Source organism: Nocardiopsis oceani (assembly GCF_054777395.1).
Window position 1 is genome coordinate 214707 of record NZ_BAAHAR010000001.1, and the last position, 24795, is coordinate 239501.

A 24795-nucleotide genomic window follows, 5' to 3' on the forward strand; every position below is an offset into this window, starting at 1 on the left:
GCCTCTGACGATGATCTTGCCCCAGCTCCACTCTCGGCGGGCGAGGGTGGAGACAGGGGCAAGATCATCGCTGGCTTCGGCGGGCGGTCAGCCCTGGGACAGTTGGGACTTCAGGGCCTCCGGGGTGGTGACCGGGAGCTGGCAGACGAAGCCCTCACACACGTAGGCCGTCGCCTTCCCCGCCAGGGCGGTGCGTTGCTCCAGCAGGGGCACTCCCCCGCTGTCGCTGCCGTCGCCGCGGGACAGGACCGTACCCAGCGGGGCCCAGCGCAGCACCGTCCGAACCAGCTCCTCGGTCTCCGGCGCACCCGGTTCACCGACCACGGCGACCGCGCGCGGTCCGGTGAGCAGAGCCTCACCGGTGGCCATCCCCCAACCGGCGAAGCGGGGCGCCTTCTCGGCCAGCAGCGGGACGACGGCCAGCGCCCCTTCGGCGGCGGCGCGGTGGCGCTCGCTTCCGGTCAGTGCCGCGTACGTGAGCAGCGCGGAGGCGGCGGCGAAGCGCCCGGAGGGGGTGACGTTGTCCGTGGGGTCCTGGGGGCGGCTGAACAGCTTCTCGGCATCGTCCGCGGTGTCGAAGAACCCCCCGTCCTCGTCACCGAAGTGGTCCAGGACGGTGTCCAGGAGCTTCCCGGCCTCGTGTACGTAGCGGGCCTCACCGGTGACGCCGTGCAGGGCGAACAACCCCTCTGCGAGGTCCGCGTAGTCCTCCAGGACACCGGCGCTGGGGCCGGGGCGGCCGTCCCTCGAAGTACGGACCAGGCGCCCGTCCCGCAGGTGCACGGACAGGACCAAGTCGGCGGCCTCTCGGGCAGCGGTGATCCAGGCGGGGCGTTCCAGGAGCGCGCCCGCCTCGGCGAGAGCGGCGATCGCCAGACCGTTCCACGCCGCGACGACCTTGTCGTCGCGGTCTGGCGGGACCCGGCCCTCCCGGGAGGTGAGCAGGGCCGCGCGCACGCGGTCGTAGCGCTCGGCGGAGCCGGGGTCGGCACGGAGCTGGAGCACGGACGAACCGCGTTCGAAGGTGCCCCCTTCGGTCACCCCGAACAGCTCCGCCGCCCAAGCGCCGTCCTCCTCGCCCAAGACCTCGCGCAGCTGGCCGGGGGTCCACACGTAGTACGTGCCCTCCTCGCCCTCACTGTCAGCGTCCAGTGCCGAGGCGAAACCGCCCTCCGGAGTGCGCAGGTCCCGGAGCAGCCAGTCCCCGGTCTCCTGGACCACGCGCAACAGGAGGGCGTGGGCGGCGGCCGCCGCAGCGTCGCCGCCCGCGGGCTGGCGCGCCATCCGGGTGTAGGCGCGCAACAGCAGGGCGTTGTCGTAAAGCATCTTCTCGAAGTGCGGAACCACCCACTCGGCATCCACCGAGTAGCGCGCGAAACCGCCGCCGATCTGGTCGTAGATACCGCCTCTGGCCATGGCCTCGGCGGTTCCGCTCGCCATCAGGGCCGCTGGGGTGGGCTCGTCAGCGGTCTGGAAGGGGAAGGTGCGCTCGTGCTGCGCCATCAGGAAGGAGAGCAGCATCGACGGCGGGAACTTCGGCGCATCGCCGTAACCCCCGTTGGCGGCGTCGTAGTCGCGGATCAGCGCCTGGACGGCCAGGTCCAGGTCGGCCGCGGTGGGGGGCGGGGACGCAGCCAGACGGCGCGGGGCCCCGAGCGCCTCCACCACCCGGTCGCCTTGGTCCAGCAGGTCAGCGCGCTTGTCCCGCCAAGCGGTGGCCACCCCCTCGAGCAGACGCTGGAAGTGGTCACGGGGGAAGTAGGTACCGCAGTAGAACGGGGCACCGTCCGGGGTGGCGAACACCGTCATGGGCCAACCGCCCTGGCCGGTCATGGCCTGGGTGGCCTCCATGTACACGGCGTCGACGTCGGGACGTTCCTCGCGGTCGACCTTGATGTTGACGAACAGGGCGTTCATCAGGCTCGCGGTCGCCAGGTGCTCGAAGGACTCGTGTGCCATGACGTGGCACCAGTGGCAGGCCGCGTATCCCACGGAGATGAGCACGGGGACGTCGCGGCGGCGGGCCTCCGCGAAGGCCTCCTCACCCCAGGGCCACCACTCCACGGGGTTCTCGGCGTGCTGCAGGAGGTACGGGCTGGTCGCGTCGCTCAAGCGGTTGGACATGTCCCCACTCTGCCAGCCGATGTCCACGCGCCACTAACGCTCATCGAAAGCCTGCTGCTCGGCGGGAGGAGAGGTAGGCCCTCGGGGCCTCGCCCTTCCAGCGTTTGAAGGCGAGCGTGAAGCTCGGGGTGTTCCGGTAGCCGAGGTGCCGACCGACCGCCTCCACCGTGAGCCCGGTACTGAGCAGCTCCTCGGCCAGCCGCTCGCGCACCTCGTCCAAGAGGGCGCGGTAGGAGGTCCCCTCATCCTCGAGGCGCCTGCGCAGGGTGCGGGTGCTGACATGCATCCGGCCCGCCACGTCCTCGATACCGGCCACCCCCGGCAGCCCGGACATCAAGTGTCCGCGCACCAGTCCCGCGTATCCGCTCCTGCCGTACTTCTCCTCCAACAGCTGGCGGCACTGCTCCTCAGCGAGGGCGGCGGTGTGCGCGTCGGCGCGCGGGAGCGGCCGGTCCAGCTCGGCGGCGGCGACCACCAGGCAGTCCTCGCCGGCGCGGAAACCGACCCTCGGGCCGAGGAGGTTCTCGTAGGGCTTCGGGTCGGTCGGCCGGGGGTCGCGCAGGCGGACCTCGAGCAGCCGGTCGCTCTCGATCCCGAGTTCGCGGCCGAAAGCGATGATCGAGGCCAGTTCCCGCTGGACGTAGAAACGGCGCACGTCCCAGGGGAGATGCTCGGAGTGCAGGAGTAGGCGCAGGCGGTGGCCGTCCTCCTCCACCGATATTCCACAGAAAGCCCAGGTCAGGGCGATATAGCGGATCCCGAGAGCGATCGCCGACCGCAGGGTGGGGCTGCTGGCGATAGCGAAGCCCCAGATGCCGTGGGTGGTGAGGTGGTAACGCGCACCCGCCAGGGCGGGCAGGGCATCGACCCCGGGGACGGAGCGGAGGAGGTTCCGCACGACACGCGTCTCCTGCCCGGCGGTCACCAGGGCCCGGGGGTCGGCGAGGTCGGCGACGGTGAGCAGGGTGCCGTGCAGGGTCTCGTCCGCGGGCACGCCGTATTCCTCACCGAGGCGGACGAGCAGCAGTGCGCTGGCCGGACTGCGCGGCAGATCCCACTCGTGCACGGCATTCCTCCTCTCTGTCCGGAAATGTTAACTCTGCGGCCGGGCAGAGAGTGTTCCGGATCACGCTCTCTTCCTAAAGTGCCCACAACGGCGGACACCCCGAGGGAACGGGGCCGGAGTCCGAGCGGCCGACGACCGGAAAGGGACGGCGAGATGGCGGAACACCACGGTGAGAGCGCTCTGGCGGAGATCGGGGCGCGCGGTGTCCCCGAATTCGACGGCGTGCACGACGTCTGGCCGCGCGGGGAACGGCTGGCGGCGGTGCGTGCGGCGGCCAAGGAGTACAAGAAGCGGTTCAAGGAGCAGGGCGCGGTGCGCGCAGTGCGGTCGGTGGACATCGCCGCCGCGCCGTACCCGGTCGCGTTCGCGTTCAACAACGCCGTCTCGGTACCGACCCTGCCGATGATCTCGATGATCAACCGGATGATCGTGGTGCAGTACGACGACTGGAACGGCCGTCCGCGCACGCTGGTGTTCGAGCCGACCGTGCCGGCGGGTTCGGCGGAGGCGCCGTTCTACCACCACCTCCAGGAGCTGATGGGGAGGATTCCCGGCGGTACCCGCGCCGCCGAGGCCTTCATGCTGAAGTACTACAACGAGCCGGAGGACGTCCTGGCCAAGCTCCGGCTCACCCCCGACGACATCGACTTCTGCACGTTCGACCACCTGCACGTCCAGGACCCCAGGATGATCCTCGGTTCGAGCGAGGTGATCGAGGGCGAGGCGAAGCCGCGTCAGCCGCTGTTCGGTTCGGCGCGCATGCTGGTGCACTCCCGCGAACTGGCCACGCTGGATTCACTGCACCCGATGCAGTGGGCGTGGTACGTGGCGGACGGCCTGCGGGGCGTCGACCGGTCGCGGCTGGTCACCTTCGAGGGGGACGTCGAGCTCGGTCCCGGCGTCACCCTGCTGTGGACCCCGGGGCACACCGACGGCAACCACTCGCTGCTCCTCAACACACCGGACGGCGTGTGGGTCTCGTCGGAGAACGGCATCGCCCTGGACAACTGGCAGCCGGAGCGGTCCAGGATCCCCGGGGTGCGCGGCTACCACCGGCGCTACGGCCGGGAGATCTGCCCGAACTCCAACACCCTCGAGGACTCCCTGGACCAGTACGACTCCATGGTCAAGGAGAAGATCCTGGCCGATCCGTGCCGACGGGACCCGCGCTGGCTGCAGATCCTGCCCTCCACCGAACTCGCGCCGTGGAAGCGGTTCTGGCCGGTGGTACCGACGTTCGCGCACGGGGGCATCTCGTACGGGCGGCTCCGGAGCGGGCTGGCCGCGGAGGGAAGCGGGAGCGCGGAAGGCGTCCAGGCCCAGGAGACCGGAAAGGAAGGCGTGTGACCGGCCGGGAACGGCTACCCGCGGGTGCCGTGGTCACCGGGGCCGGGCGCGGCCTCGGCCGCGGGATCGCCGAGCTGCTCATCGAACGCGGATACACCGTGCTGGTCACCGACCTGGACGGGGAGGCCGCAGCGGCGACCGCTGCCGAACTGGGCCCGAAGGCACACGCCCTGCAGGTGGACGTCCGGGACGGAACCCGGACCGAAGCGGCCCGCGACGAGATCGTGGCCCGGGCCGGGCGCCTCGACGTGTGGATCAACAACGCGGGGGTCCTGGCGACCGGCCCCGCCTGGGACCAGGACGAGGCGACCCGCGCACTGCTGGTCGGGGTCAACACGCTCGGCACCGTCAACGGAACGGTGGCCGCGATCCGGGCCATGCGCGAACGGGGCGGCGGGCACATCGTCAACATCGTGTCGCTGGCCGGGCTCACCGCCGTTCCCGGGGAAGCGGTGTACGCCGCTTCCAAGCACGCCGCCATCGGGTTCAGTCTGAGCACGCTCGCGGACCTGCGGCTGGCCGGGCACGAAGGGATCGACATCTCGTGCGTCTGCCCGGACGGGATCTGGACCCCGATGCTGCACGACAAGGTCGACGACCCGGGCTCGGCGCTCTCGTTCTCCGGCACACTGTTGCGACCCGAGGAGGTGGTGCGCGCGGTGGAAAGGGTCCTCGACCGCCCCCGTCCGGTGACCGCGCTCCCCCGCTGGCGCGGCCTGCAGGCGAGGCTTGCGGACGCCGCGCCGCGGTTCGGCCTGTGGGCCACGGCGTTCGTGGTCGCGTCCGGGCGGCGCGCACAGCGGAGACTGCTCCGTGCCCGAGAGCGGGCGGGGAAGGAGACGGGGTGACCGGAACCACCTGACCGGAACCGACTCACCGCACCGGTCCAATGCAGGCACCACCTGGGCAGGGGCCCATGAAAAGGGACCGTCCCCGCCGGCACACGGCGGGGACGGTCCCCGGTCGGCTCCCGCCGACGCTCAGCTCTTCGCGGAGGTGTCCTCAGCGGCGCTGCCCGCCACGGATCCGCCGCCGGCGGCGTCCACCCCGGACGCCCCAGCCCCCTCGGCCCCCTTCTCGGAGGACTCCGCGTCCTCAGCCGTGTCAGCCTCGCCAACCTGAGCTTCCGCCTCCTCGGCGGCCTCCTGCTCCTCGGCCCGCGCAGAGACACCGCGCAGCTTGACGAGCAGGCTGCGCATCAGGAAGTACAGGGCGACGCCGATCGCGAAGATGGCGAGAAAGCCCAGTACACCAGGGGTGACGGTGTCGGAGTCCAAGTCGAAGTCGCTGGCGAGCACCGCGGAGGACACGAGAAGGGTGTTCATGCCACTCATACTCTCATTGCCTCGCGGACACCCGCGAAGAGGTCCTTCTCCGGGACCTCGGTGTCCACGATGGAGCGGACGAGGTGGTAGTCCTCGGTCGGCCAGGCCTCGGCCACGACCTCGTTGGGCACGGCGAACCAGAACCCGTTCGGGTCCACCTGGGTCGCGTGGGCCTTGAGCGCAGCGTGCGCCGTGTCGAAGTACTCACTGCAGTGCACGCTGGTGGTGATCTCCCAGCGAGGCCGGTCCCGCTTCTTGATCCGGTCGATCCACTCCGCGAAGGGGTTCTCCAAGCCGCGCTCGGCGAGGGTCTCGGCGAGGGCCTCGAAACGCTCCGGTGGGAACGAGACGAAGTAGTACAGCTTGAGGGGCTGCCACGGGTCTCCCGAGTCGGGGTAGGCGTCCGGCTCGGCGGCCGCGTCGAAGGCGTGCATCGAGACCTTGTGGGTCATGATGTGGTCCGGATGCGGGTAGCCGCCGTTCTCGTCATAGGTGAGGATGACGTGCGGCCGGAACCGGCGGATCGCCGCCACGAGCGGTTCGGCGGCCTCCTCCACCGGCAGGTCCGCGAAGCAGCCCTCGGGCAGGGGCGGCAGGGGGTCCCCCTCGGGCAGGCCGGAATCGACGAAACCGGCGAACTCCTGGTCCACACCGAGGATCTCGCGGGCACGGTCCATCTCCTGGCGGCGGACCTCCGTGATGTTCTCGCGGATCTCGGGACGCTCCATCGCGGGGTTGAGAATGTCACCGCGTTCGCCACCGGTCATGGTGACGACCAGCACTTCCGCGCCCTCCTCCACGTAGCGGGCCATCGTGGCCGCGCCCTTGCTGGACTCGTCATCGGGATGGGCATGAACGGCCATAAGCCGCAGGCGCTCGGACAACGAAGGCTTCTCCTTGACTCGGTCGACGGCCGTTTGGCACAGCCGTCCGCTTGACACGGCCACCACTGGACACAGGTGTCCGCTCGGCCGTCCGCCGCCACCCCGGTTTCGCGGCGTGTCTCACAGCTTGGACGGCTCACGTGGCCGACCGCGGGCGACTCACGTGCGGGCCGCGTAGGGGGGCTGTCAGGTCGGGGATATCTTAGACAACACCGTCCCCTTGCTCGGAGATTCCCAATGTCAGCGACCCCGGAAGATGATGCCGTGAACAGTGCCGACACCGCGCCAGCGCTACGCAAGCGCCACGGCAACGGGCCCGTCTTCTTCGTGGTCGGGACGATCTTCGCGGTCCTGGTCACCATCGGGTGGGGATACGCCGTGTCGAGTTACGGCGGATTCGCGGGTGGGGTACACCACCAGGTGGTCACCGCCTCCGCCCCCTCCGAGACCGAGGCACGGATCTCCTTCGAAGTGAACAGTCCGGACGGAGCCGAATGCCTCATCCGCGCACTCGACAACCAGATGGTCGAGGTCGGTACTGAACGGGTCAATGTGGAGGGCGGGAACCGAACGGTCAACCAATCCGTTGAAACGGTTCGTCAGGCTTCCACGGTAGAAGTGGCCTCATGCAGGGAACAAGGTTCGCAAGACTGATCAAGCAAGACCGGTCAGGGCACACCGATCAACCGAACCTTCCCCCTGTCTGGAACCAGGGCTAGGAGAGGAACCCCCGAGAACACCGAGTGCGAACACGTGCCGACCGAGCGTGCAGAGGCCGGCCGCGGCTGACCGGGGCCGCCGGATGCTGTTCGTGAAGGCGGATGCGCGATCGCACACGGTGATATTCTCGTAAGTTCAGCTCTGGCCGCCTGGTGGCCTTAGCTACTAGTACACAAGGAGTTCCCGTGACCCAGACCCGCGATGAAAACGTCACCTGGCTCACCCAGGAGGCGTACGACCGGCTCAAGGGAGAGCTGGACCACCTGTCGGGGCCCGGGCGCATCGAGATCGCGGAGAAGATCGAGGCTGCCCGGGAAGAGGGCGACCTCAAGGAGAACGGTGGCTACCACGCCGCCAAGGAGGAACAGGGCAAGATGGAGGCCCGCATCCTCCAGCTCACCGAGATCCTGCGTACCGCGCGGGTCGGCGAAGCGCCCCGCACCGAGGGCGTGGTCGGCCCCGGCATGACCATCACCGTCAAGTTCGACGGTGACGAGGAGGAGGTCACCTTCCTGCTCGCCTCACGCGAGGAGAGCGGCTCCCCCATCGACGTGTACTCCCCCAAGTCGCCGCTCGGCGCCGCCATCAACGGCAAGAGGGTGGGCGAGGACGTCAGCTACGAACTGCCCAACGGCAAGCGCCTCGGGGTCGAGATCATCGAGGCGGTTCCGTACAGCGGTATGTGACACACCGCTGCGCGTTGGACCAGGTACCAGACGGAACGGATTCCAGGCAGGCCAAGGGCCAGACGGAACGGGTGCCGGACGGACCGGATGCCAGACGGCACACAGGGGCGGCTTCGGCCGCCCCTCGTTATTTCCGGGAGGGCCGGACGGACGGGTGTCCGGGGTTGTCCTGCCAGCAGCGGCCGGTGCGGCGCGGACCGACCGCATCGGCGTCCCGTGCCGGTCCCGGTGTGGTCCGAGTATGGCGGACACACGGCTCCTGGGTAACCTGCCTTCTGTCCCCGTGTATCCACCCGCGTGGCTCGCCCCGCTCGCTGAGACCTCCTCGACTCTAGGAACTGGCGGCTGTATGTCCTCGCCTTACTGGAACCCCCAGCAGCCCGACCGGGGCGGCCAGCCGCCGCAGCCCGGAGGGTGGTCGTACGGTCCCCCGCCACCGGGCCACGGCACCCCGCGCATGCCGGGGCAGGGGGTTCCCGGGCAGGACGTTCCCGGGCAGGGGGCCCGGCAGGATCCAGAGCTGCGTACTGCCGGTTTCGGCCCCCGGCTCGCCGCCCGCGCCATCGACTACGTACTCGCGGTCATCGCGGCGACGGCCTTCTTCGTCGTCATGGTGATCCTCCAGATGATCCTTACCGGCAACGACACCAGCAACGATGCTGAGGGGGCGCTCTGGGGCTCCCTGTTCCTCTTCGGTTGGGGCGTGCTCCTGTTCTTCTACGACTGGCTCTACCTGATCACCTGGGGCCGCACCCTCGGCAAGATGATGGTGGGGATCAAGGTGGTCAGCGCGGTGGACGGCGGCCGCCTCACCCAGGGCCAGGCGGCGGGGCGCTCGGCCTTCTTCTGCCTGCCGCAGTCCCTGCCGTGTCTCGGCCACCTGTTCGCCGGGGCGGAGTCGATGGCGATGCTCGGCGACACCAAGGAGCGGGCCCTGCACGACCGGGTGGCGGGGACCCTGGTCATCAGCACCCGCCCGTAGGGCCGGGAGCGGGTCGGCGGAACCGGGACCGGCGGAGTGCGTCCCGCCGGTACGGCTCCCACCGGTCTTCGCCCGGTCAGTCACAGTCCGGGGCATCGGCCCCCTCGGTGAAGGCCTCGGGGATGTAGTGGTCCTCTCCGATGCGGTACCAGGTGTCGGTGGTGCCGAAAGGACCCGTGGCCTCGTCTCCCGGGGTCCGGCAGACGACGTCGACGTTGGCCTTGTAGGCGGCCAGGCCCACGGTTGCGTGGCTGCTTCCGGGGCCGTCGCGGATGATGACCGGATCGGACTGGGTCTCGGTCACCACTTCGGTGCGTGCTTGGTAGGGGGCGGTCCAGAGGTAGTCGACCTGCACCCAGGCGTTGGTGGGCAGTTGGAGCCCCTGGTTGAAGGCGCCGTCGGCGAGGTCGATCCCGGCGGGGTTCTGCACCCGTCGTCCGGAGCCGTCCAAGCCGCTGTTGTGGCCCTCCGTGTAGGCCGCCTGCGCCTGCGGCCTGCCGCGGTCGAGGCCGTCCCAGCCCTCCCGGTCGTCGTTCCAGTGGTCGTCGTTGATGTTCCACGGGCCCACGTCCCAGACCGGAAGGTAGGCACAGCGCTGCACGTGGTCCTCGTCGCGGTTGGCCTCGGGCCCGAGGTCACCGGTACTGCAGACCCGGACCGTGTACTCGCCGCCGCCCCGGTTGGCGAGCCCCCGCCGTGAGGGCAGGGCCACGAAGTGGTCGTCGGGGCGGACCGTGTGGCCGTTGGCGGTCGAGTTGCCGACCAAACCGATCCGGGTCGCGAAGAGCCGCGCGGAGAACGGTTCGATGTCGTCGCCACCGGCCTCTTCCGCGGGTTCCGGGCCGTCGTCCGCGCGGTCCGCTCCCTCCTCCGGCCCCTCTGCCGGTTCTGCGGCCGAACTCTCCACGGGGCGGACCCGAGCACCGGTCACCGAGCTCTCGGCGTCGGAGAGTTCGACGCGGAGCTGCACCGCGCTGACGGGTTCGGACAGGCTCACCCTCCCGCCGCCGGGCTCGGTGGGGTGCCACTCGGTCCACATACCGTCGGCGCGTACACCCCGCGCCTCCGTGAGCGCCTCACCGGTGATGTCGACGTCGACGGTGTCGGTCTCCTCGAGCTGCTGCTCGGGGAAGGTGGCGAGCCCTCGAGGCTGGCCCGCCAGGCGTGCGGAGTGTTCGGGTTCCAGCCGGAGTCCCTCGGAGTCGAGTGCCAGGCCGATCCGGTCGGTCGAGGACAGGTCCAGGTCCAGCCAGGCTGAGTCGGCGTGGGCGGGTACGGCGGGTGTCACCAGCAGGGCGCACACCCCGAGGACGGCCAAAGGCCTTGTTGTCGCCATCGTTCCTTCTCACAGAGTGATGAATTTAGTCACTCTTAGTAATCACCCCGGTGTGGGCACACTCAAGGAACTTGTGGCGAGTGTTGGTAAAAGTCCGTTTGGGGCGTGAGGACCGAAACTGGCCCTCGGACGCGCCCGAAGGGACGCCCTAGGGCGCGAAGGCCAGGAAACAGGCGGTGAAGCCGTGAACGTGGTTCACACCGGCAACCGGGCCGATCTCCCCCGCGGCGAAGAAGCCCGCCACCGGGGCCGCACCGAGGATGCGGCGGACCGCGAGGACGTCGTGGTCGGCCTGGGGGAACAGCGTCTCCCCTCGGCCGTTGCAGGAGAAGAGCAGCCCCGCGCCCACAGCGGTCTCGGCACCGAAGTCGGTGAGCCGACGGGCCAGGTCCTCGTCCGCTGTGCCCGCGTCACGAACCTGGAACCGGACGGTCTGGCCGACCTCGACCATGTCGCCGATGGTGAGCGCCCCCAGTTCGGGATCGGCGCCGTGCAGGGTCCGGATGAGGAAGTCGCCCTGCTCGTGGCGCTCGGCGTACTCGTCCATGGCGATGCCGATGTGGAGCCCCCGCGCGGCCAGTTCGCGGTCCTCGTCGGAGAGCTCGTCGACCAGCTGCTCGAGTTTCTCGTAAGCGTTCCCACCCGCCAGTTCCAGCACGAGGTTGCCCTCGGCCTTGGTGATGGTCATGCTCGGCCCCACGGGACGGCAACCCTGGCTCACGACCGTGCCCAGGACACCGTCACCCCCGATCAGGACCCCGATGGCCCCGTTGGGCGCCACCTCGCCGTCACAGAAGAGCCGCACGGAGTCCTCACCCCGTATCCCGTCGGCCATCCCGCCGACCAGCGGCAACCCGCCGAGAGCCTCGGTGGTCTCGCGGACGAAGGCCTGGGTGGGGAACTCGTAGGGGTTGGTCAGCAGGATGCCCGCCCGGTCACGCGGGGTCGGCTCGCGCATGCCGACCACCGCCAAGTGGTCGCCCTCCACCACCGTGTCCAGATGGAAGGGGGTCAACTCGACCCCGGGAAGCCGGGCACCCCACACGCTGACCGCGCCCTGGCCCTCCACTCCGCGGCCGCCGCCGAGCACACCGGTGGCGCTGCACCCCAAGGTGAGCGCCTCACCCGTAAGTTCCATGACCCGCTTGCCCGCGAGCGTGACCTCGTCCGGGTCCGACCCGCTGACGAAGAAGCAGACCAGGTCGGCCGGACCGTCCATCTGCTCCAGGGCCTGCAGGACGGCTCGCTCGGCCGCGTTCACGAGGTCGGCCCCTGTCGTCAGAGCATCGCCGAACCTAGCCACCAGCTGCCACCCCCGCCTTCGTGGGAACCTTGCCGTCCCATTCTTCCATCCGTACTCCAGACAGGAGCTTTCCTCCTGCTGGCCACTCAAACGCCCGTAGCCCTACACTCCGACTCGTGACCCCTTTTCCCCGTACGCGCGACGCGCTGCGCGAGTCCGGCCACGTCCTCCGGTCCACGGCCGAGGAGGTTCGGGAGAACCTCTTGGCGAGGATGGGATCCGGACAGGCCCGCTTCCCCGGGTTGCACGGTTTCGACGCCACCGTGCTGCCCCAGCTGGAGCGCGCCCTGCTCGCCGGACACGACCTGGTTCTGCTGGGTGAGCGCGGCCAGGGCAAGACACGGCTGATCCGCACGATCGCCGGGCTGCTCGACGAGTGGTCACCAGCCGTCGCGGGGTGCGCGGTCAACGACCACCCCTTCGCCCCGGTCTGCCCCACCTGTGTGCGCCGTTCGGAGCACGAGGACCTACCGGTGGTCTGGCGTCACCGGGACGACCGCTACGGGGAGAAGCTCGCCACGCCCGACACCGGTACCGCGGAGCTGGTCGGGGACGTGGATCCGGCCAAGCTCGCCGAAGGACGGTCCCTCGGCGACCCGGAGACCGTGCACTACGGCCTGCTCCCCCGGGCCAACCGGGGCGTGTTCTGTGTGAACGAGCTCCCCGACCTGCCCGCCCGCGCCCAGGTGGCGCTGTTCAACGTGCTGGAGGAGCGCGACCTCCAGGTACGCGGATACACCCTGCGGCTTCCGCTGGACCTGCTGCTGGTGGCCAGCGCCAACCCCGAGGACTACACGAGCCGGGGCCGCATCGTCACACCGCTCAAGGACCGCTTCGGCGCCCAGGTACGCACCCACTACCCGCCCGAGCTCGACGACGAGCTCGCCCTGATCAAGCAGGAGGCGGTCCTGCCCGCGGGCACGACCGTACCCTCGCACCTGTTGGAGACCGTCGCCCGGTTCACCCGGCTCGTACGGGCCTCCAACAAGGTCGACCAGCGCTCGGGGGTGTCCGTGCGCTTCGCCGTGGCCGCAGCCGAGACCGTGGCCGCCTCGGCGCTGCGCCGTGCCGCACTGGCCGGGGAGGAGATCCCCGTCGCGCGCGTCTGCGACCTGGTGGGGGTGGCCGAACCCCTCCTGGGCAAGGTCGAGTTCGAGACCGGAGCGGCCGGGCGGGAGGGGTCCATCCTCGAGATCCTGCTGCGCCGGTCGGTCGCCGAGACCTTCCGGGGCCGTCTCGGCGGGGCCGACCTGGAGGCGCTCACCGACCGGTTCTCCGGCGGCGGCACGGTGGAGACCGGCGACCTGGTGGGCGCGGCCGAACTGCTGCACCGGGTCGGCACGGTCCCAGGGCTTTCAGGGCTGATCGAACGGGCGGCGCCCGAGGCGGTCGACGGTCCCCCCACCCCGGGGCTGGCCGCCGCGGTGGTCGAGTTCGCCTTGGAGGGCCTGTACCTGGAACGGCGCTTGGGCAAGGACTCTGCGCCCGACGGGGGTGTCTACCGCTTCTGATGCGCTTCCGGTACCGGGCGTACACGGGTGGCCCCGACCCGCTGGCGGATCCGCACGCGGACGCCGTGCCCGTCACTGAGCTCACGGAGGCGCCCGCTGGGACCTCGGGGACGGACGGGACGTCCGGTACCGGCGGGTCCCGCGGTACCGGCGGGGACGTGGGGCTGTGGGAGCCCTTGGCTGCCGAGGACCACGGGCTGTCCCCGGGCGAACTGCGCCGGTTGGGCGAGGCGGCGCTGGGCGAGATCGAGGCGGCACGCAGGACCGCCCCAGGAGACCACTGGGGCGGCACCGGGACCGGAGGCGACCCCACTGGGGCGGGCGTGCCCCACGACGGCCTCGACCGGCCCCTGGACGCCGTCGCGACCCTGCGCGAGGCGGCGCTGCGCCGGGCCGCGGCCGGGGCGGGCGCCGACGAGGCGTTCGGGGCGAACACCGGCGGGGCGTTCGGGGCGGCCGCGCTGCGGGCGGAGGACGTTCGGTACGCGGAGACCGAACCCTCGGGAGCGGCCGCCGTGTGCCTGCTCGTAGACCTGTCCCACTCGATGGTGGCCCAACGCCTGCACGAGGCGGCGACCCGCACCGCGCTGGCACTGCACTCCCTGGTACGGACCCGCCATCCCGAGGACCGGGTGCTGGTGATCGGATTCGGTGACCGCGCCCGCGAGATGACCCCCGCGGACCTGGTCGAACACGACTGGCGGCCGGTCCCCGGCACCAACCTCCAGCACGCGCTGCTGCTGGCCAGGCGGTACTTGCGCCGCCACCGCGGGCTGCGGCCGGTGGTCCTGGCGGTCACCGACGGCGAACCCACTGCGCACCTGGACGAGGAGGGCGAGGCCCGGTTCTCCTGGCCTCCCCTGCCGCGCACGGCCGAGGTGACCGCCGCCGAACTCGACTCCGCGGTGGCTGAGGGCGCGGAGGTGACGTTCTTCCTGCTCGCGGAGGCTCCCCGCTTCCAAGAGCTGCTGGAGGGACGCCGGGGTGTGCGCGTGCTGGGCGCCGACGCCGAGGCACTGGGGCCGCTGGTCGTCGAGCGCTACCTGCGGCGGCGGGACTGAGCGGCAGCAGGGCTCGGACAGGGCGGCGCCGGTTCCGGGCGGTGCCGCGGCTGGGCGCTCAGCGCTCGAAGATGTTGACGTCCGAGGCCAACAGCATCAGTTCCTCCGGAGCGTCTCCGCCCGAGTAGAGGAGCTGGTGGCGGTTGGCGGGCATGAGCGTCTCGGTGAAGCGCAGCGGGCGCTCACCGTCGTAGGACACCCGTTCCTGGACCAGGAGAGGGATACCGGGGCCCAGCCCGAACGAGTCGGCCTCGTCCTGCGAGGGCATCCGCGCCCCCACGATGTCCCAGTTCCACCGCTCTCGGAAGCCGAGCTCGCGCATGGCCGCGCTGACACCGCCCTCCAGGTGGTCGGGGGACATGAGCGCCGTGTTCTTGGCGATGCTGAAGGGGAAGTAGGTGACTTGGGACTGCCAGAGGCTGTTGTCGACGAAGCGGTCCGAGGAGCGGATCACGACCAAGCCGCCGTGCGGGCCCTCCTCGTCGGAGTCGTGGCGCAGCCGCTTGGCCACTTTCGGCCGCATGGTGTCCAGGCTGACTTTGATCTTCTCGTCGCTGTTGGGGTAGCCGGCCATCTCGAGCCTGGGCTGGTAGCCCGCTTCGAAGCGCTCGGAGTCGGTGCCGCCGGAGATCGGCGTGGCCAGGTGGATGATCGGCTGGTGGTCGGCGACGTAGGCGCCCCGGCCGACCTGGATGACGATGCGGCCCTCGTCCTGGAGGATGCGCATCCCCAGGCGCGCGGTGGCACGCGACACCCGGAGATCCCCGGCGAGCTCCTCCTCGCCCGGCAGTTTCTCGCCCGGCTGGTACTGGCCCTTGGCGAGCGCCTCGCGCAGGTAGTCGGCTACCACGGTCTTCTTCGTCGTACTCATGCGCTGTTTCAGTCCCGGTAGTAGGCCTGGAGGTTGCCGTGCTCGAACTGATAGCGGATGCTGTGCCCGGCATAGACAGTGTGCACCAAACGGATGGGCCGGTCCTCCGAGTAGTCGGTGCGGTTGACGTTCAGCACCGGCACCCCCGGCGGTAGTTCGAGTTGGGACGCCTCCTGCGGCGTGGGCATCCGGGTCTCCAGCTCGTCCACGTACCCGACCTGGCGGTGGCCGTGCTCCATGAGCTCCACCAGCGCGCTCTCCACGTCCTCTGGCAGCATGAGCAGGGTCCCCTGGACCAGGTCCATCGGGTAGTACGCGGAGCTGATCGAACCCGAGCGCTCCCCGGAGAACCGGTGCATGCGCCGGACCACCGTCATGTCGCCCTCCGGTACCCGCAGTCGGCTGGCGATGTCCGGGGTGGCGCTGAGCAGCTGGAGCTCCTCCAGAGTCAACCCGCTCATGTTGGATTCGTTGAGCCCGCCGGGTCCGCCCTTGCTACGGGTCGCGTAGAAGATCTCGGGGACCACGTCCTGCACGAAGTGCCCGCGCCCGGGCCTGCTGACGATCAGCCCTTGGTTACGCAACATGCCCAGGGCCAGGCGGATCGTGTTGCGGGAGGCTTCGAACCGCTCCTCCAGCTGCTTTTCCGAGGGGAGCTGACCGCCAAGGGGCAGGCTGCGCTCGTGGATCTCCCGACTCAGCGCTCGAGCAATCTGTCGGTATCTGCTTTCCGCCCGCATAAGTCCGCCCTCGTGGGGGTAAAAGACCAACAAGCTAGCTTGTTGGTACAAGCTGAGTGGTTCACCAGCAAAACAGGTACAACTGGTTCCGTTGGACCCATCTTAGAGGAAGGCCACCCTCAGTACATGGTGGATCTGCCGTTGAGACACCGAAAACGGAGAACATGAGACCCCGACGATCACCAGCGCCCCACCAGGAACAGCAGCACGAAAGAGCAAGGACCAAGTGAGACCGATTCCACCACCCCCTCGGTTCGCAAGGGGGCCGACCAAGACCTGACGGACATACCCCCGAGGGAGCACGACATGGAGACCACGTTCATGATCCTCACGTTCGCCGGACTCGCCCTGATGGGCCTCGCGGCGGGGTTCTTCCTCGCCATCTCCATCGGCATCCGCCGACAGGACAACCGCGGCCGCTACCGCTCGCTGCGGGAGGACGACAACGACAGCGCTCTCTCCCACACCGGCCGACTCGTCTGCGGACTGCGCTTCCGCACCGACGAGGACGACGACGGGCTCCCGGCCCAGGACCGCACGCCCACCGCGGCCTGATCCACCGGGACCGAAGACCCGCTCACCACGCAGTACACGCAACACAGTGGCAGTGCGCCGCGACGGGCCCGGCAACGAGGCCGGAAGACCCGCGCGGCCAGGGCACGCCAGCACGGAGACCCCGCGCTCGCGGCGGATCGGCAGTACCGACCAGACGAACGCACACGGGGACTCCCCCGGCACAGGCCCCATGCCGCACGGGCTCCCTTTCGAAGGGCTCAGCCCTCCAGGGCTTGCAACAGGTCCGCGACCAGGTCGTCACCGGACTCGATACCCACGGAGATCCGCACCAGATCGGACGGAACCTCCAGCGCGGACCCGGCGGTGGACGCGTGCGTCATCCGCCCGGGGTGCTCGATGAGGGACTCCACCCCGCCCAAGGACTCGCCCAGGGTGAACACCTTGGTCCGCTCGCACAGCTCGAGTGCCGCCTTCTCCCCGTCGTGCAGAGCGAAGGAGACCATTCCGCCGAAGGAACGCATCTGCCGCTCGGCGATCTTGTGCCCCGGGTGGCCGTCCAGCCCGGGGTAGTAGACGCGCCGCACGGCAGGGTGCCCGGTCAGCGCGGCCACGACGCGCTCGGCGTTCTCGCTGTGGCGGTCCATCCGCACCCCCAGGGTCTTGGCCCCGCGCAGGGTCAGCCAGGAGTCGAAGGGACCCGGAACAGCACCCATGGTGTTCTGGTGGAAGGCCAGCCGCTCGCCCAGCTCGGCGTCGGCCACGACCAGCGCTCCCCCGACCACGTCGGAGTGGCCGCCGACGTACTTGGTGGTGGAGTGCACGACCACGTCGGCGCCCAGCGTGAGCGGCTGCTGGAGGTAGGGCGAGGCGAACGTGTTGTCGACGACGTGGAGGGCGCCCGCGTCGTGGGCGATCTGGGCGACCATCTCGATGTCGGTGATCCCGAGCAGCGGATTGGTGGGCGTCTCCGTCCACACCACCTTGGTGTTGGGGCGCACCGCGTCGCGGACGGCGTCGGTGTCGGTCTGGTCGACCGCGTCCCAGCTGACGCCCCAGCGCTCGACCACCTTCGAGATCAGGCGGAAGGTGCCCCCGTAGGCGTCACCGGGGATGAGGATGTGGTCGCCAGGGGCGAGCACCGTGCGCAGCAGGGTGTCCTCGGCCGCCATGCCGGAGGCGAAGGCCAGCCCGCGCGACCCGGCCTCCAGGGCTGCCAGGCACTCCTCGAGCGCCGTGCGCGTGGGGTTGGCGGTGCGGGAGTACTCGTACCCCTGCCGCATCCCGCCCACGCCGTCCTGGGCGTAGGTACTCGTCTGGTAGATCGGCACAACCACGGCTCCGGTGCCGGCGTCCGGCTCCTGCCCCGCGTGGATGGCCAGCGTCTCGAACCCGTCGAACTTCTTCCCGTCGAACTTCATGTGGCCACAATAGCCCCCGGAATCCTCCCGGGACCCGCTGTCAACTGGGAGGTCTCACACCTTGGGCAGGGGTCGGGGCCGCACCGCGGGCCACCTCGGCGGCCGGCTATGCGGGCGGGAAGTGCCGGCGCGAACCCGGCTCCGGCGGATCGGCGGGTACCCCGGAGGGCAGGCCGTTCACCGGGGTGGGCACCCGGGTGGGTGTCCCGGTCTCGCGCATCGGCGGGTCCCAGCCCATTTCGGGGTCGTACCCGCGGACCACCTTGCCGGGGATGCCCGCGATGACGGCGTGGTCGGGGTAGCGGCCCGGACGGACCACGGTCCCCGCGGCGACCACGGAGTTCCTGCCCAGGTGGACCCCCGGCAGGATCACGCAGTTGGCGCCGAGCCAGGAGCCGTCGCCGACGCTCACCGGGTCGTCCACGGGCCACTGGAGGCCGACGGGGATATCGGTGTTCGCGTAGGCGTGGTTCTGGTCGGTGATGTAGACGTAGGGGCCGGTGTAGACGTGGTCCCCGAGGTCGACGGAGCGGTGGGCCACGATGTGCGAGCCGCGGCCGATGGCGCAGCCGGAGCCGATCCGCACCACGGTCTCGTCGCCGAGGTCGTAGTCGGGCCCCATTCCTGCGGCCAGGGTGATGTCGCCGCCCAGGACGGTGTGCACCCCGATCTCGATCCACGGCTCCCCGTAGAGCGTGGCCGTCGGAAAGGAGATCGCCGATCCCTCGCCGAAGCGCGCGAACTTCCGGGCGGCCTTGGAATCGGATCGGATCGTCGCGTGGCTCCGTGCGTACGACCAGACGGAACGGATGATCCAGGACAGCAGCCGTGACACGCGTGCACCCACTTATTACCCGGCAGTAATACTGACGCGAACAGTAACAGTGTCCGAGTATGCGCCATAGTGTCCGGTGCTTGAACACCGGGGCCCGAACGGCGCTCGGTATGAGCGGAGTCCGGGCCCCGGAGGTTCGGATCAGCCCGACAGGTGGGCCAGCAGGTCCTGCCTGGTGAGAATCCCCACCGGCTTGCCGTCGCGCAGCACCACCAGCGCCCCGGAGGTGCGCAGCAGACGGACGCAGTCGCTGACCGGGGTGCCCGTACCCACCGTGGCCAGCGGCTTGCCCATGTGGGTCTCCACCAGGTCGTCCAGCTCGGCGCGGCCGTCGAAGAGCGCGTCCAGGAGGTTGCGCTCGGCGATGGAGCCCACGACCTCGGCCGCCATGACCGGCGGCTCCTCCTTCATCACCGGAAGCTGGGAGACGCTGTACTCGCGCATGATGGCCACGGCGGTGCCGACCGTCTCGTCGGGGTGGCTGTGCACGAAGTCGGGCATCTCGCCCTCCTTGTCCCCCAGCACCTGACCGGCCGTGGCCTCCTCCGTCTCGGCGGACAGGAAGCCGTAGTCGGCCATCCACTCGTCGTTGAAGATCTTGCCCAGGTAGCCGCGGCCGCCGTCGGGCAACAGGACCACCATGACGTCGTCGGGGCCCAGGTCCTTGGCCACGTGCAGGGCCGCCTCGACCGCCAGGCCGCAGGAACCGCCGACCAGGAGGCCCTCCTCCTTGGCCAGGCGGCGGGTCATCAGGAACGAGTCCTTGTCGCTGATCGGCACGATCTCGTCGCAGATCGCCGTGTCGTAGGTGCCGGGCCAGATGTCCTCACCGACACCCTCCACCAGGTACGGGCGCCCGCTGCCGCCCGAGTACACGGAGCCCTCGGGGTCGGCCCCGACGATCTGCACGCCGCCTTCGGAAGCCTCCTTGAGGTACTTGCCGGTGCCGCTGATGGTCCCGCCGGTACCGATGCCCGCCACGAAGTGCGTGATCCGCCCCTCGGTCTGGTCCCAGATCTCCGGGCCGGTGGCGTGGTAGTGCGACTCCGGGTTGTTCTCGTTCTCGTACTGGTTGGGCTTCCAGGCGCCGGGAATCTCCGCGGCCATCCGGTCCGAGACCGAGTAGTAGGAATCGGGGTGGTCGGGAGCGACCGTCGTCGGACAGACCACGACCTCGGCCCCGTACGCGCGCAGCACCGAAAGCTTGTCCGGCCCGACCTTGTCCGGGCAGACGAAGATGCAGCGGTAGCCCTTCTCCTGCGCGACGAGGGCCAGGCCGATACCGGTGTTGCCCGAAGTCGGTTCGACGATGGTGCCGCCCGGCTTGAGTTCACCGCTCTTCTCCGCGGCCTCGACCATGCGCAGCGCGATGCGGTCCTTCACCGAGCCGCCCGGGTTGAAGTACTCGACCTTCGCCAGGATCGTCGGGGCCAAGCCCTCCGTGACTTTCCGGAGGCGGACCAGCGGAGTGTCCCCGACCAGGTCGATCAGTGAGTCGTGTACCCGCAACTTTGCTCCTTTGCATAGTGGCGACCGGGTCTTCGGCCCGCCGGTATCGCTTCCCCGGTGGGGCCCGGGGCGGGTGGGACCGGTCCGGTCCCCCACCCCATGACTCTAACCTCACCAACCAGCGCGTTCGGCGCGCCAACAGGCGGTGTGGACCGGTCCGGGACGGCGCAACCCGGCGGGCGGAAACGGCCCCTGCGTGCGGATCCGGACCCTTCCGCCCACGCGTGTCTTGGGTGACCCGGGAGCGCGGATTGTGTCCCGCCGGGCTACGTGACCACGGGGTTCCCCGCCGGTAACGTCGACAGGGAGTGTTCCGGCGCCATCACCGGCCCGCCGCCCTTGGGCAGCCGCCACCGGACGGACGGATCCGACGCTTCGGGGGAGTACCGATGCTGCGAGCCGCACGAGCGCGACGCATCGCGGCCGCAACCGCGTTCGGCGGGGGCGGGCTCACACTCGTGGGCGGGGGCACCCTGGCCCTGCTCTACCTCCAGGCGCGACTCGCCAGACGCGCCGTGGGCAGGACCGACTGGCAGCGGCCCGAGGCCGACGGCACCTACGGGGACGGTGACGGCCCTCCCCTGAGCTTCCTCATGCTCGGCGACTCCACTGCGGCCGGGTTCGCGGTGGAGCTGGCCCAGCAGACCCCCGGCGCGCTCGTGGCCGCGGGGCTCGCCGCCGCCACCGACCGGCCGGTCCGCATGCGCTGCACCGCCACGCCCGGAGCCACCTCCGCGAACTTGAAGGGCCAGGTGGAGCGGGCGGGGGTCGGCCTCCCGGGGGTCGGCTACGACATCGCGGTGCTCTTCATCGGCGCCAACGACGTCATCCGCCGGGTCCGGCCCAACGACGCCGTCGCCGCGCTGCGGGAGGTCACCGGGGACCTCGTCGGCCGGGGCACCCCGGTCGTGGTGGCCACCTGCCCCGACCTCGGCACAGTCCGCCCCATCGGCTGGCCCCTGCGCTCGGTGGCCCGGCGCGCCTCGCGGCAGCTGGCCGCCGCCCAGACGATCGCCGTCACGGAGGCCGGCGGCCGGACGGTCTCACTGAGCGACATCCTCTCCGACGATTTCCGATCCGACCCGATATCCATGTTCGGGCCCGACCGATTTCATCCGTCAGCCCGCGGGTACGCGCAGGCCGCGTTCGCCGTCCTCCCCTCCGCCTGCGCCGCTCTGGGACTGCTCCCCGAGCTCGACGAGGCCGAGCGGACCAAGGGCGTCCTGCCCGTCGACCGCGCCGCCGTCGTGGCCGCCGAGACACCGGGCACGGAGGTGTCGCGCGCCGCTGACCAGGCACCGGCCGACCACCGGGCCAGCTGGGCCGCGCTCGTCCGGGGCCCCTTCCGGTCCCGCGGAACCCCGCCGACGACACCCTCGGACGGCCCTGAGGAGACCGGCGACCACGCGGACGCGCCAAGGCCGACCCCGGGTGGCGCGCGGGAGCGCCCGACAGGTTAACTGGTCAGTAACAAGACTTGCCGTGACCCGAACAAGGACGAAGAACATGCCCGAAGCAGTCATCGTCGCCACCGCGCGCTCCCCGATCGGCCGAGCCTTCAAGGGCTCCCTCAAGGACCTGCGCCCGGACGACCTCACCACCCAGATCGTCAGCTCCGCCCTGGCCAAGGTGCCCGAGCTCGACCCCAAGAGCATCGACGACCTCATGCTCGGCTGCGGTCTCCCCGGCGGTGACCAGGGCTTCAACATGGCCCGCATCATCGCCGTGCAGCTCGGTCTCGACACCGTCCCGGGCACCACCGTCACCCGCTACTGCTCCTCCTCCCTCCAGACCACCCGGATGGCCTACCACGCCATCAAGGCGGGCGAGGGCGACGTGTTCGTCTCCGCGGGCGTGGAGACCGTCAGCCGCTTCGTCAACGGCAGCAGCGACAACCCGCAGAACGAGAACCCGCTCTTCGCCGACGCCAAGGCGCGCACCGAAAAGCGCAAGGAGGGCGGCCAGGGCACCTGGACCGACCCCCGGGACAACGGCGACCTGCCCGACGCCTACATCGAGATGGGCCAGACCGCGGAGAACGTCGCCGAGATCACCGGCATCTCCCGCCAGCGCCAGGACGAGTTCGCCGTCCGCTCGCAGAACCTCGCCGAGAAGTCGATCGACAACGGCTTCTGGGAGCGCGAGATCACGCCGGTGACCCTGCCCGACGGCACCGTGGTCAGCACCGACGACGGCATCCGCCGCGGCACCACCTACGAGAAGGTCTCGCAGCTCAAGCCGGTTTTCCGCCCCGACGGCAGCGTCACCGCCGGCAACGCCTGCCCGCTCAACGACGGCGCCTCCGCGCTCGTCATCATGAGCGACACCAAGGCCAAGCAGCTGGGCATCACCCCGCTGGCCCGCATCGTCTCCACCGGCGTGACGGGTCTGAACCCCGAGATCATGGGACTCGGCCCGGTCGAGGCCTCCAAGCAGGCCCTGGCCCGCGCCAACATGGCCATCGGCGACATCGACCTGGCCGAGATCAACGAGGCTTTCGCCGCGCAGGTGCTGCCCTCCGCCGACCAGCTGGGCATCGACGTCGACAGCCAGCTGAACGTCAACGGCGGCGCCATCGCCGTCGGCCACCCGTTCGGCAGCACCGGCGCCCGCATCACCGGCACCCTGCTCAACGGCCTCCAGTTCCACGACAAGACCTTCGGGCTGGAGACCATGTGCGTCGGCGGCGGCCAGGGCATGGCCGCCGTCTTCGAGCGCCTCAGCTAGTCCACTGCCACACGCGGGGCGGAGACCGGCTCGGAGGGGCCTCGGACCGTGGGTTCGGGGCCCCTTTCGTCATGCCTCGACCCGGTTGCGGACCTTGCCCGGACCCACCGGAACACGCGCACCGGCGCGCTTTGCCGTCCCCGTATCGGCTATGGGTGTTCGCCGGGGAAACGTTCTCGCACTGGCAAGGTAAAAGCTGGTGACCGGGGCTTGTCCAAACCGTGATCCTGATGCAGGGTCGCAGGTAAGTGCCATAAGCCGAACGCACTGCGGAGGTGCCTATGTCGGTAATCCACTCGCCGGAGATCCACGCAAAGCTCATCGAACGTATCCCGGTCGTCACCGGCCGAGGACTCCACGAGTGGTTCGACTCGCTCGACCAGGGACCCGGCCTCGTGCGCCCCGCCGACCGGACGCGCTGGCTGGCTGACGAGTACGACCTCACCCACGGCTACGCACAGGCCATCGTCACCGAATACGACCGCCGCCGCAGGAACCGCAACATCCCCGCGCCGCGCCGCGGGATCGCCTGACCGGACCATCCTTCGCCTGCAAGGGCCGACGCGCACCCCACACCCGGAACCGGGACCGCCGACCGCACGGCAGGTGCGAGGGCGCGCGGCGACATAGCCCGGCCACGACACGACGGAGGGGCCGCCCCCGGAACAACCCGGGTGACGGCCCCTCGACTCGCGAAGGTGTACCTGAGGAGGTACTGCCCCTCGTCCGCTAGTCCGCGAACATCGTCTTGATGATCCAGAGCAGGCGCAGGATCTCGATGTACAGCCAGACCAGGGAGACGGTCAGGCCGAAGGCGAACTGCCAGGCGAACTTGTTGGGGACACCGGCCGCGATGCCCTCCTCGATGCCGCGGAACTCGATCGCCAGGGTCAGGGCGGCAAGGACCACGAACACGATGCCGATTCCCAGACCCAGCCAGGTGGGCTCGCGCAGGCCGATGCCGCCGGCCATGAAGAAGCTGGCCACGAAGTTGATCAGCATCAGCGCCGCGGCGCCCATGACGGCGTACATGACGGCCTTCATAAAGCCGTCGGTCACCTTGATGATGCGGTACTTGTACAGCGCCAGCATCACGGCGAAGACCGCGACGGTACCGATGACGGCCTGGGTGACCAGGGTCAGACCGGCGTCCGCGTCACCCAGGGTGGCCGAGAGGGAGGTGCCCAGGACGGCGGAGAGACCACCGACGAGGAGACCCTGCAAAGCCGCGTAGACGAGGATCGCGACCGGGTTGGTGATCTGCTTGAACGCGATGACCAGGCCGAGCACGAGCCCGCCCAGCGCACCGACGATCATCAGCATCATGGCCATGCCCGCGTTGGCGAAGTCATTGGCCGTGTAGAGGAGGTAGTTGATGACGCCGAAGAGGGCGACGACGCCCAGGGTCATGCCGGTGCGCATGACGACGTCGTCGATGGTCATCGGCTGTTCGCCCGAGGCCTGCTGGGGGTAGCCGGGCTGGGGGTAGCCCTGCTGGCCGTAGGGCTGCTGCGGGTACGGCTGTCCGTAACCCTGCTGCCCGTAACCCTGCTGACCGTAACCGGGCTGTCCATAGCCCTGTTGAGGGCCGGACTGCTGTTGAAGCGCCCGCTTGAGGACGGGGTTGGAACTCCGCATCCGCATGTCTAGTAAAGGCCTTTCACGCGTGGATTGCTGCCCACAAGTTAACGTACCGGCCCCGGCGCGGGTTCCTGGGCCAAGGTCACCGTTGTGAAACGGCCCCAGAATCGCTCGGGATAAGCCCTCAGAAATGGCTCAGGTCACAATGCCGGGAGCGGAAAAGCCCGCACCCGTGTCACCGGTGCGGGCCGTT

23 protein-coding genes are annotated in these 24795 nt (G+C 70.0%); 11 read left to right on the forward strand and 12 right to left on the reverse strand.

Annotated elements, in window-relative coordinates:
• Positions 1–87: 87 nt before the first annotated feature.
• Together ACYVDG_RS00885 and ACYVDG_RS00890 are read right to left on the reverse strand one after the other, a co-directional pair.
• Complete coding sequence (locus ACYVDG_RS00885) at positions 88–2124, reverse strand: thioredoxin domain-containing protein (protein ID WP_460745733.1); 2037 nt, start codon at positions 2122–2124, stop codon at positions 88–90.
• Positions 2125–2164: 40 nt separating this feature from the next.
• Positions 2165–3190, reverse strand: coding sequence for an AraC family transcriptional regulator (locus ACYVDG_RS00890; protein ID WP_460745735.1), 1026 nt, complete (start codon positions 3188–3190; stop codon positions 2165–2167).
• A 153-nt stretch (positions 3191–3343) separates the two neighbouring features.
• Between ACYVDG_RS00890 and ACYVDG_RS00895 the strand changes: the two genes are divergently transcribed.
• A complete protein-coding gene (locus tag ACYVDG_RS00895; RefSeq protein ID WP_460745737.1) occupies positions 3344–4537 on the forward strand; it encodes an MBL fold metallo-hydrolase in 1194 nt (397 codons plus the stop codon).
• Complete coding sequence (locus ACYVDG_RS00900) at positions 4534–5385, forward strand: SDR family oxidoreductase (protein ID WP_460745739.1); 852 nt, start codon at positions 4534–4536, stop codon at positions 5383–5385. The genes ACYVDG_RS00895 and ACYVDG_RS00900 overlap by 4 nt, the downstream gene beginning before the upstream one ends.
• Before the next feature lie 132 nt (positions 5386–5517).
• Here ACYVDG_RS00900 and ACYVDG_RS00905 read toward each other — a convergent pair whose 3' ends face one another.
• Positions 5518–5862, reverse strand: a complete 345-nt coding sequence (locus ACYVDG_RS00905; RefSeq protein WP_460745741.1) for a hypothetical protein — start codon at positions 5860–5862, stop codon at positions 5518–5520.
• 5 nt (positions 5863–5867) lie between these two features.
• Positions 5868–6746, reverse strand: coding sequence for a mycothiol conjugate amidase Mca (gene mca / locus ACYVDG_RS00910; protein ID WP_460745745.1), 879 nt, complete (start codon positions 6744–6746; stop codon positions 5868–5870).
• 237 nt (positions 6747–6983) lie between these two features.
• Between mca and ACYVDG_RS00915 the strand changes: the two genes are divergently transcribed.
• The 3 genes from ACYVDG_RS00915 to ACYVDG_RS00925 all read left to right on the forward strand — a co-directional run bounded on the left by ACYVDG_RS00915 (position 6984) and on the right by ACYVDG_RS00925 (position 9134).
• The gene (locus ACYVDG_RS00915; RefSeq protein WP_460745748.1) at positions 6984–7400 is read left to right on the forward strand and encodes a DUF4307 domain-containing protein; all 417 of its coding nucleotides are present in this window, start codon (positions 6984–6986) and stop codon (positions 7398–7400) included.
• 251 nt (positions 7401–7651) lie between these two features.
• Positions 7652–8152, forward strand: coding sequence for a transcription elongation factor GreA (gene greA / locus ACYVDG_RS00920; RefSeq protein WP_460745751.1), 501 nt, complete (start codon positions 7652–7654; stop codon positions 8150–8152).
• 349 nt (positions 8153–8501) lie between these two features.
• Entirely contained in the window at positions 8502–9134 is a 633-nt protein-coding gene (locus ACYVDG_RS00925) for an RDD family protein (RefSeq protein ID WP_460745754.1), read from the forward strand.
• A gap of 76 nt (positions 9135–9210) precedes the next feature.
• Here the strand turns inward: ACYVDG_RS00925 and ACYVDG_RS00930 are convergent, their stop codons facing one another.
• On the reverse strand, positions 9211–10470 hold the full coding sequence (locus ACYVDG_RS00930; protein ID WP_460745756.1) for a hypothetical protein: 1260 nt from the start codon (positions 10468–10470) through the stop codon (positions 9211–9213).
• Between the two features lie 148 nt (positions 10471–10618).
• Positions 10619–11773 carry an FIST signal transduction protein gene (locus tag ACYVDG_RS00935; RefSeq protein ID WP_460745758.1) on the reverse strand — a complete coding sequence of 385 codons (1155 nt, stop codon included), beginning with the start codon at positions 11771–11773 and terminating at the stop codon, positions 10619–10621.
• A gap of 116 nt (positions 11774–11889) precedes the next feature.
• Here ACYVDG_RS00935 and ACYVDG_RS00940 point away from each other — a divergent pair, with 116 nt between their 5' ends.
• Both ACYVDG_RS00940 and ACYVDG_RS00945 read left to right on the forward strand, forming a co-directional pair.
• Complete coding sequence (locus ACYVDG_RS00940; RefSeq protein ID WP_460745759.1) at positions 11890–13284, forward strand: sigma 54-interacting transcriptional regulator; 1395 nt, start codon at positions 11890–11892, stop codon at positions 13282–13284.
• Positions 13284–14345: a VWA domain-containing protein gene (locus ACYVDG_RS00945; protein WP_460745762.1), complete on the forward strand. Its 1062-nt coding sequence runs from the start codon at positions 13284–13286 to the stop codon at positions 14343–14345. The genes ACYVDG_RS00940 and ACYVDG_RS00945 overlap by 1 nt, the downstream gene beginning before the upstream one ends.
• A gap of 58 nt (positions 14346–14403) precedes the next feature.
• On the opposite strand, the gene ACYVDG_RS00950 is transcribed toward ACYVDG_RS00945, so the two are convergent.
• Positions 14404–15216, reverse strand: a complete 813-nt coding sequence (locus ACYVDG_RS00950; protein ID WP_460745766.1) for a GntR family transcriptional regulator — start codon at positions 15214–15216, stop codon at positions 14404–14406.
• An 8-nt stretch (positions 15217–15224) separates the two neighbouring features.
• Positions 15225–15956 (reverse strand): GntR family transcriptional regulator, encoded by a 732-nt coding sequence (locus ACYVDG_RS00955; RefSeq protein ID WP_460745848.1) that lies wholly within the window; start codon positions 15954–15956, stop codon positions 15225–15227.
• Positions 15957–16262: 306 nt separating this feature from the next.
• Between ACYVDG_RS00955 and ACYVDG_RS00960 the strand changes: the two genes are divergently transcribed.
• Entirely contained in the window at positions 16263–16511 is a 249-nt protein-coding gene (locus ACYVDG_RS00960; RefSeq protein ID WP_460745769.1) for a hypothetical protein, read from the forward strand.
• A 218-nt stretch (positions 16512–16729) separates the two neighbouring features.
• Here ACYVDG_RS00960 and ACYVDG_RS00965 read toward each other — a convergent pair whose 3' ends face one another.
• From ACYVDG_RS00965 to ACYVDG_RS00975, 3 genes are all read right to left on the reverse strand, one after another.
• The gene (locus ACYVDG_RS00965; RefSeq protein WP_460745774.1) at positions 16730–17890 is read right to left on the reverse strand and encodes a cystathionine gamma-synthase; all 1161 of its coding nucleotides are present in this window, start codon (positions 17888–17890) and stop codon (positions 16730–16732) included.
• A 106-nt stretch (positions 17891–17996) separates the two neighbouring features.
• Positions 17997–18725 carry an acyltransferase gene (locus ACYVDG_RS00970; protein WP_460745777.1) on the reverse strand — a complete coding sequence of 243 codons (729 nt, stop codon included), beginning with the start codon at positions 18723–18725 and terminating at the stop codon, positions 17997–17999.
• Between the two features lie 141 nt (positions 18726–18866).
• Positions 18867–20234 (reverse strand): cystathionine beta-synthase, encoded by a 1368-nt coding sequence (locus ACYVDG_RS00975; RefSeq protein WP_460745780.1) that lies wholly within the window; start codon positions 20232–20234, stop codon positions 18867–18869.
• A gap of 389 nt (positions 20235–20623) precedes the next feature.
• On the opposite strand from ACYVDG_RS00975, the gene ACYVDG_RS00980 reads away from it, so the two are divergent.
• The 3 genes from ACYVDG_RS00980 to ACYVDG_RS00990 all read left to right on the forward strand — a co-directional run bounded on the left by ACYVDG_RS00980 (position 20624) and on the right by ACYVDG_RS00990 (position 23494).
• Positions 20624–21694 (forward strand): SGNH/GDSL hydrolase family protein, encoded by a 1071-nt coding sequence (locus ACYVDG_RS00980; RefSeq protein ID WP_460745783.1) that lies wholly within the window; start codon positions 20624–20626, stop codon positions 21692–21694.
• Positions 21695–21740: 46 nt separating this feature from the next.
• Entirely contained in the window at positions 21741–22961 is a 1221-nt protein-coding gene (locus ACYVDG_RS00985) for an acetyl-CoA C-acetyltransferase (protein WP_460745786.1), read from the forward strand.
• A 281-nt stretch (positions 22962–23242) separates the two neighbouring features.
• Positions 23243–23494 (forward strand): DUF4287 domain-containing protein, encoded by a 252-nt coding sequence (locus tag ACYVDG_RS00990; RefSeq protein WP_460745788.1) that lies wholly within the window; start codon positions 23243–23245, stop codon positions 23492–23494.
• A gap of 196 nt (positions 23495–23690) precedes the next feature.
• Here ACYVDG_RS00990 and ACYVDG_RS00995 read toward each other — a convergent pair whose 3' ends face one another.
• On the reverse strand, positions 23691–24605 hold the full coding sequence (locus ACYVDG_RS00995; RefSeq protein ID WP_460745791.1) for a Bax inhibitor-1/YccA family protein: 915 nt from the start codon (positions 24603–24605) through the stop codon (positions 23691–23693).
• Positions 24606–24795: the final 190 nt, after the last annotated feature.

Excerpts from the sequence above, each read along its gene's own strand:
- ACYVDG_RS00990 (WP_460745788.1), top strand. The coding sequence starts at position 23,243 with ATGTCGGTAATCCACTCGCCGGAGATCCACGCAAAGCTCATCGAACGT.
- ACYVDG_RS00995 (WP_460745791.1), bottom strand. The coding sequence starts at position 24,605 with ATGCGGATGCGGAGTTCCAACCCCGTCCTCAAGCGGGCGCTTCAACAG.
- ACYVDG_RS00960 (WP_460745769.1), top strand. The coding sequence starts at position 16,263 with ATGGAGACCACGTTCATGATCCTCACGTTCGCCGGACTCGCCCTGATG.
- ACYVDG_RS00950 (WP_460745766.1), bottom strand. The coding sequence starts at position 15,216 with ATGAGTACGACGAAGAAGACCGTGGTAGCCGACTACCTGCGCGAGGCG.
- ACYVDG_RS00915 (WP_460745748.1), top strand. The coding sequence starts at position 6,984 with ATGTCAGCGACCCCGGAAGATGATGCCGTGAACAGTGCCGACACCGCG.
- ACYVDG_RS00980 (WP_460745783.1), top strand. The coding sequence starts at position 20,624 with ATGCTGCGAGCCGCACGAGCGCGACGCATCGCGGCCGCAACCGCGTTC.
- ACYVDG_RS00985 (WP_460745786.1), top strand. The coding sequence starts at position 21,741 with ATGCCCGAAGCAGTCATCGTCGCCACCGCGCGCTCCCCGATCGGCCGA.
- ACYVDG_RS00905 (WP_460745741.1), bottom strand. The coding sequence starts at position 5,862 with ATGAACACCCTTCTCGTGTCCTCCGCGGTGCTCGCCAGCGACTTCGAC.
- ACYVDG_RS00895 (WP_460745737.1), top strand. The coding sequence starts at position 3,344 with ATGGCGGAACACCACGGTGAGAGCGCTCTGGCGGAGATCGGGGCGCGC.
- ACYVDG_RS00925 (WP_460745754.1), top strand. The coding sequence starts at position 8,502 with ATGTCCTCGCCTTACTGGAACCCCCAGCAGCCCGACCGGGGCGGCCAG.
- ACYVDG_RS00965 (WP_460745774.1), bottom strand. The coding sequence starts at position 17,890 with ATGAAGTTCGACGGGAAGAAGTTCGACGGGTTCGAGACGCTGGCCATC.
- ACYVDG_RS00930 (WP_460745756.1), bottom strand. The coding sequence starts at position 10,470 with ATGGCGACAACAAGGCCTTTGGCCGTCCTCGGGGTGTGCGCCCTGCTG.
- ACYVDG_RS00885 (WP_460745733.1), bottom strand. The coding sequence starts at position 2,124 with ATGTCCAACCGCTTGAGCGACGCGACCAGCCCGTACCTCCTGCAGCAC.
- ACYVDG_RS00955 (WP_460745848.1), bottom strand. The coding sequence starts at position 15,956 with ATGCGGGCGGAAAGCAGATACCGACAGATTGCTCGAGCGCTGAGTCGG.
- ACYVDG_RS00945 (WP_460745762.1), top strand. The coding sequence starts at position 13,284 with ATGCGCTTCCGGTACCGGGCGTACACGGGTGGCCCCGACCCGCTGGCG.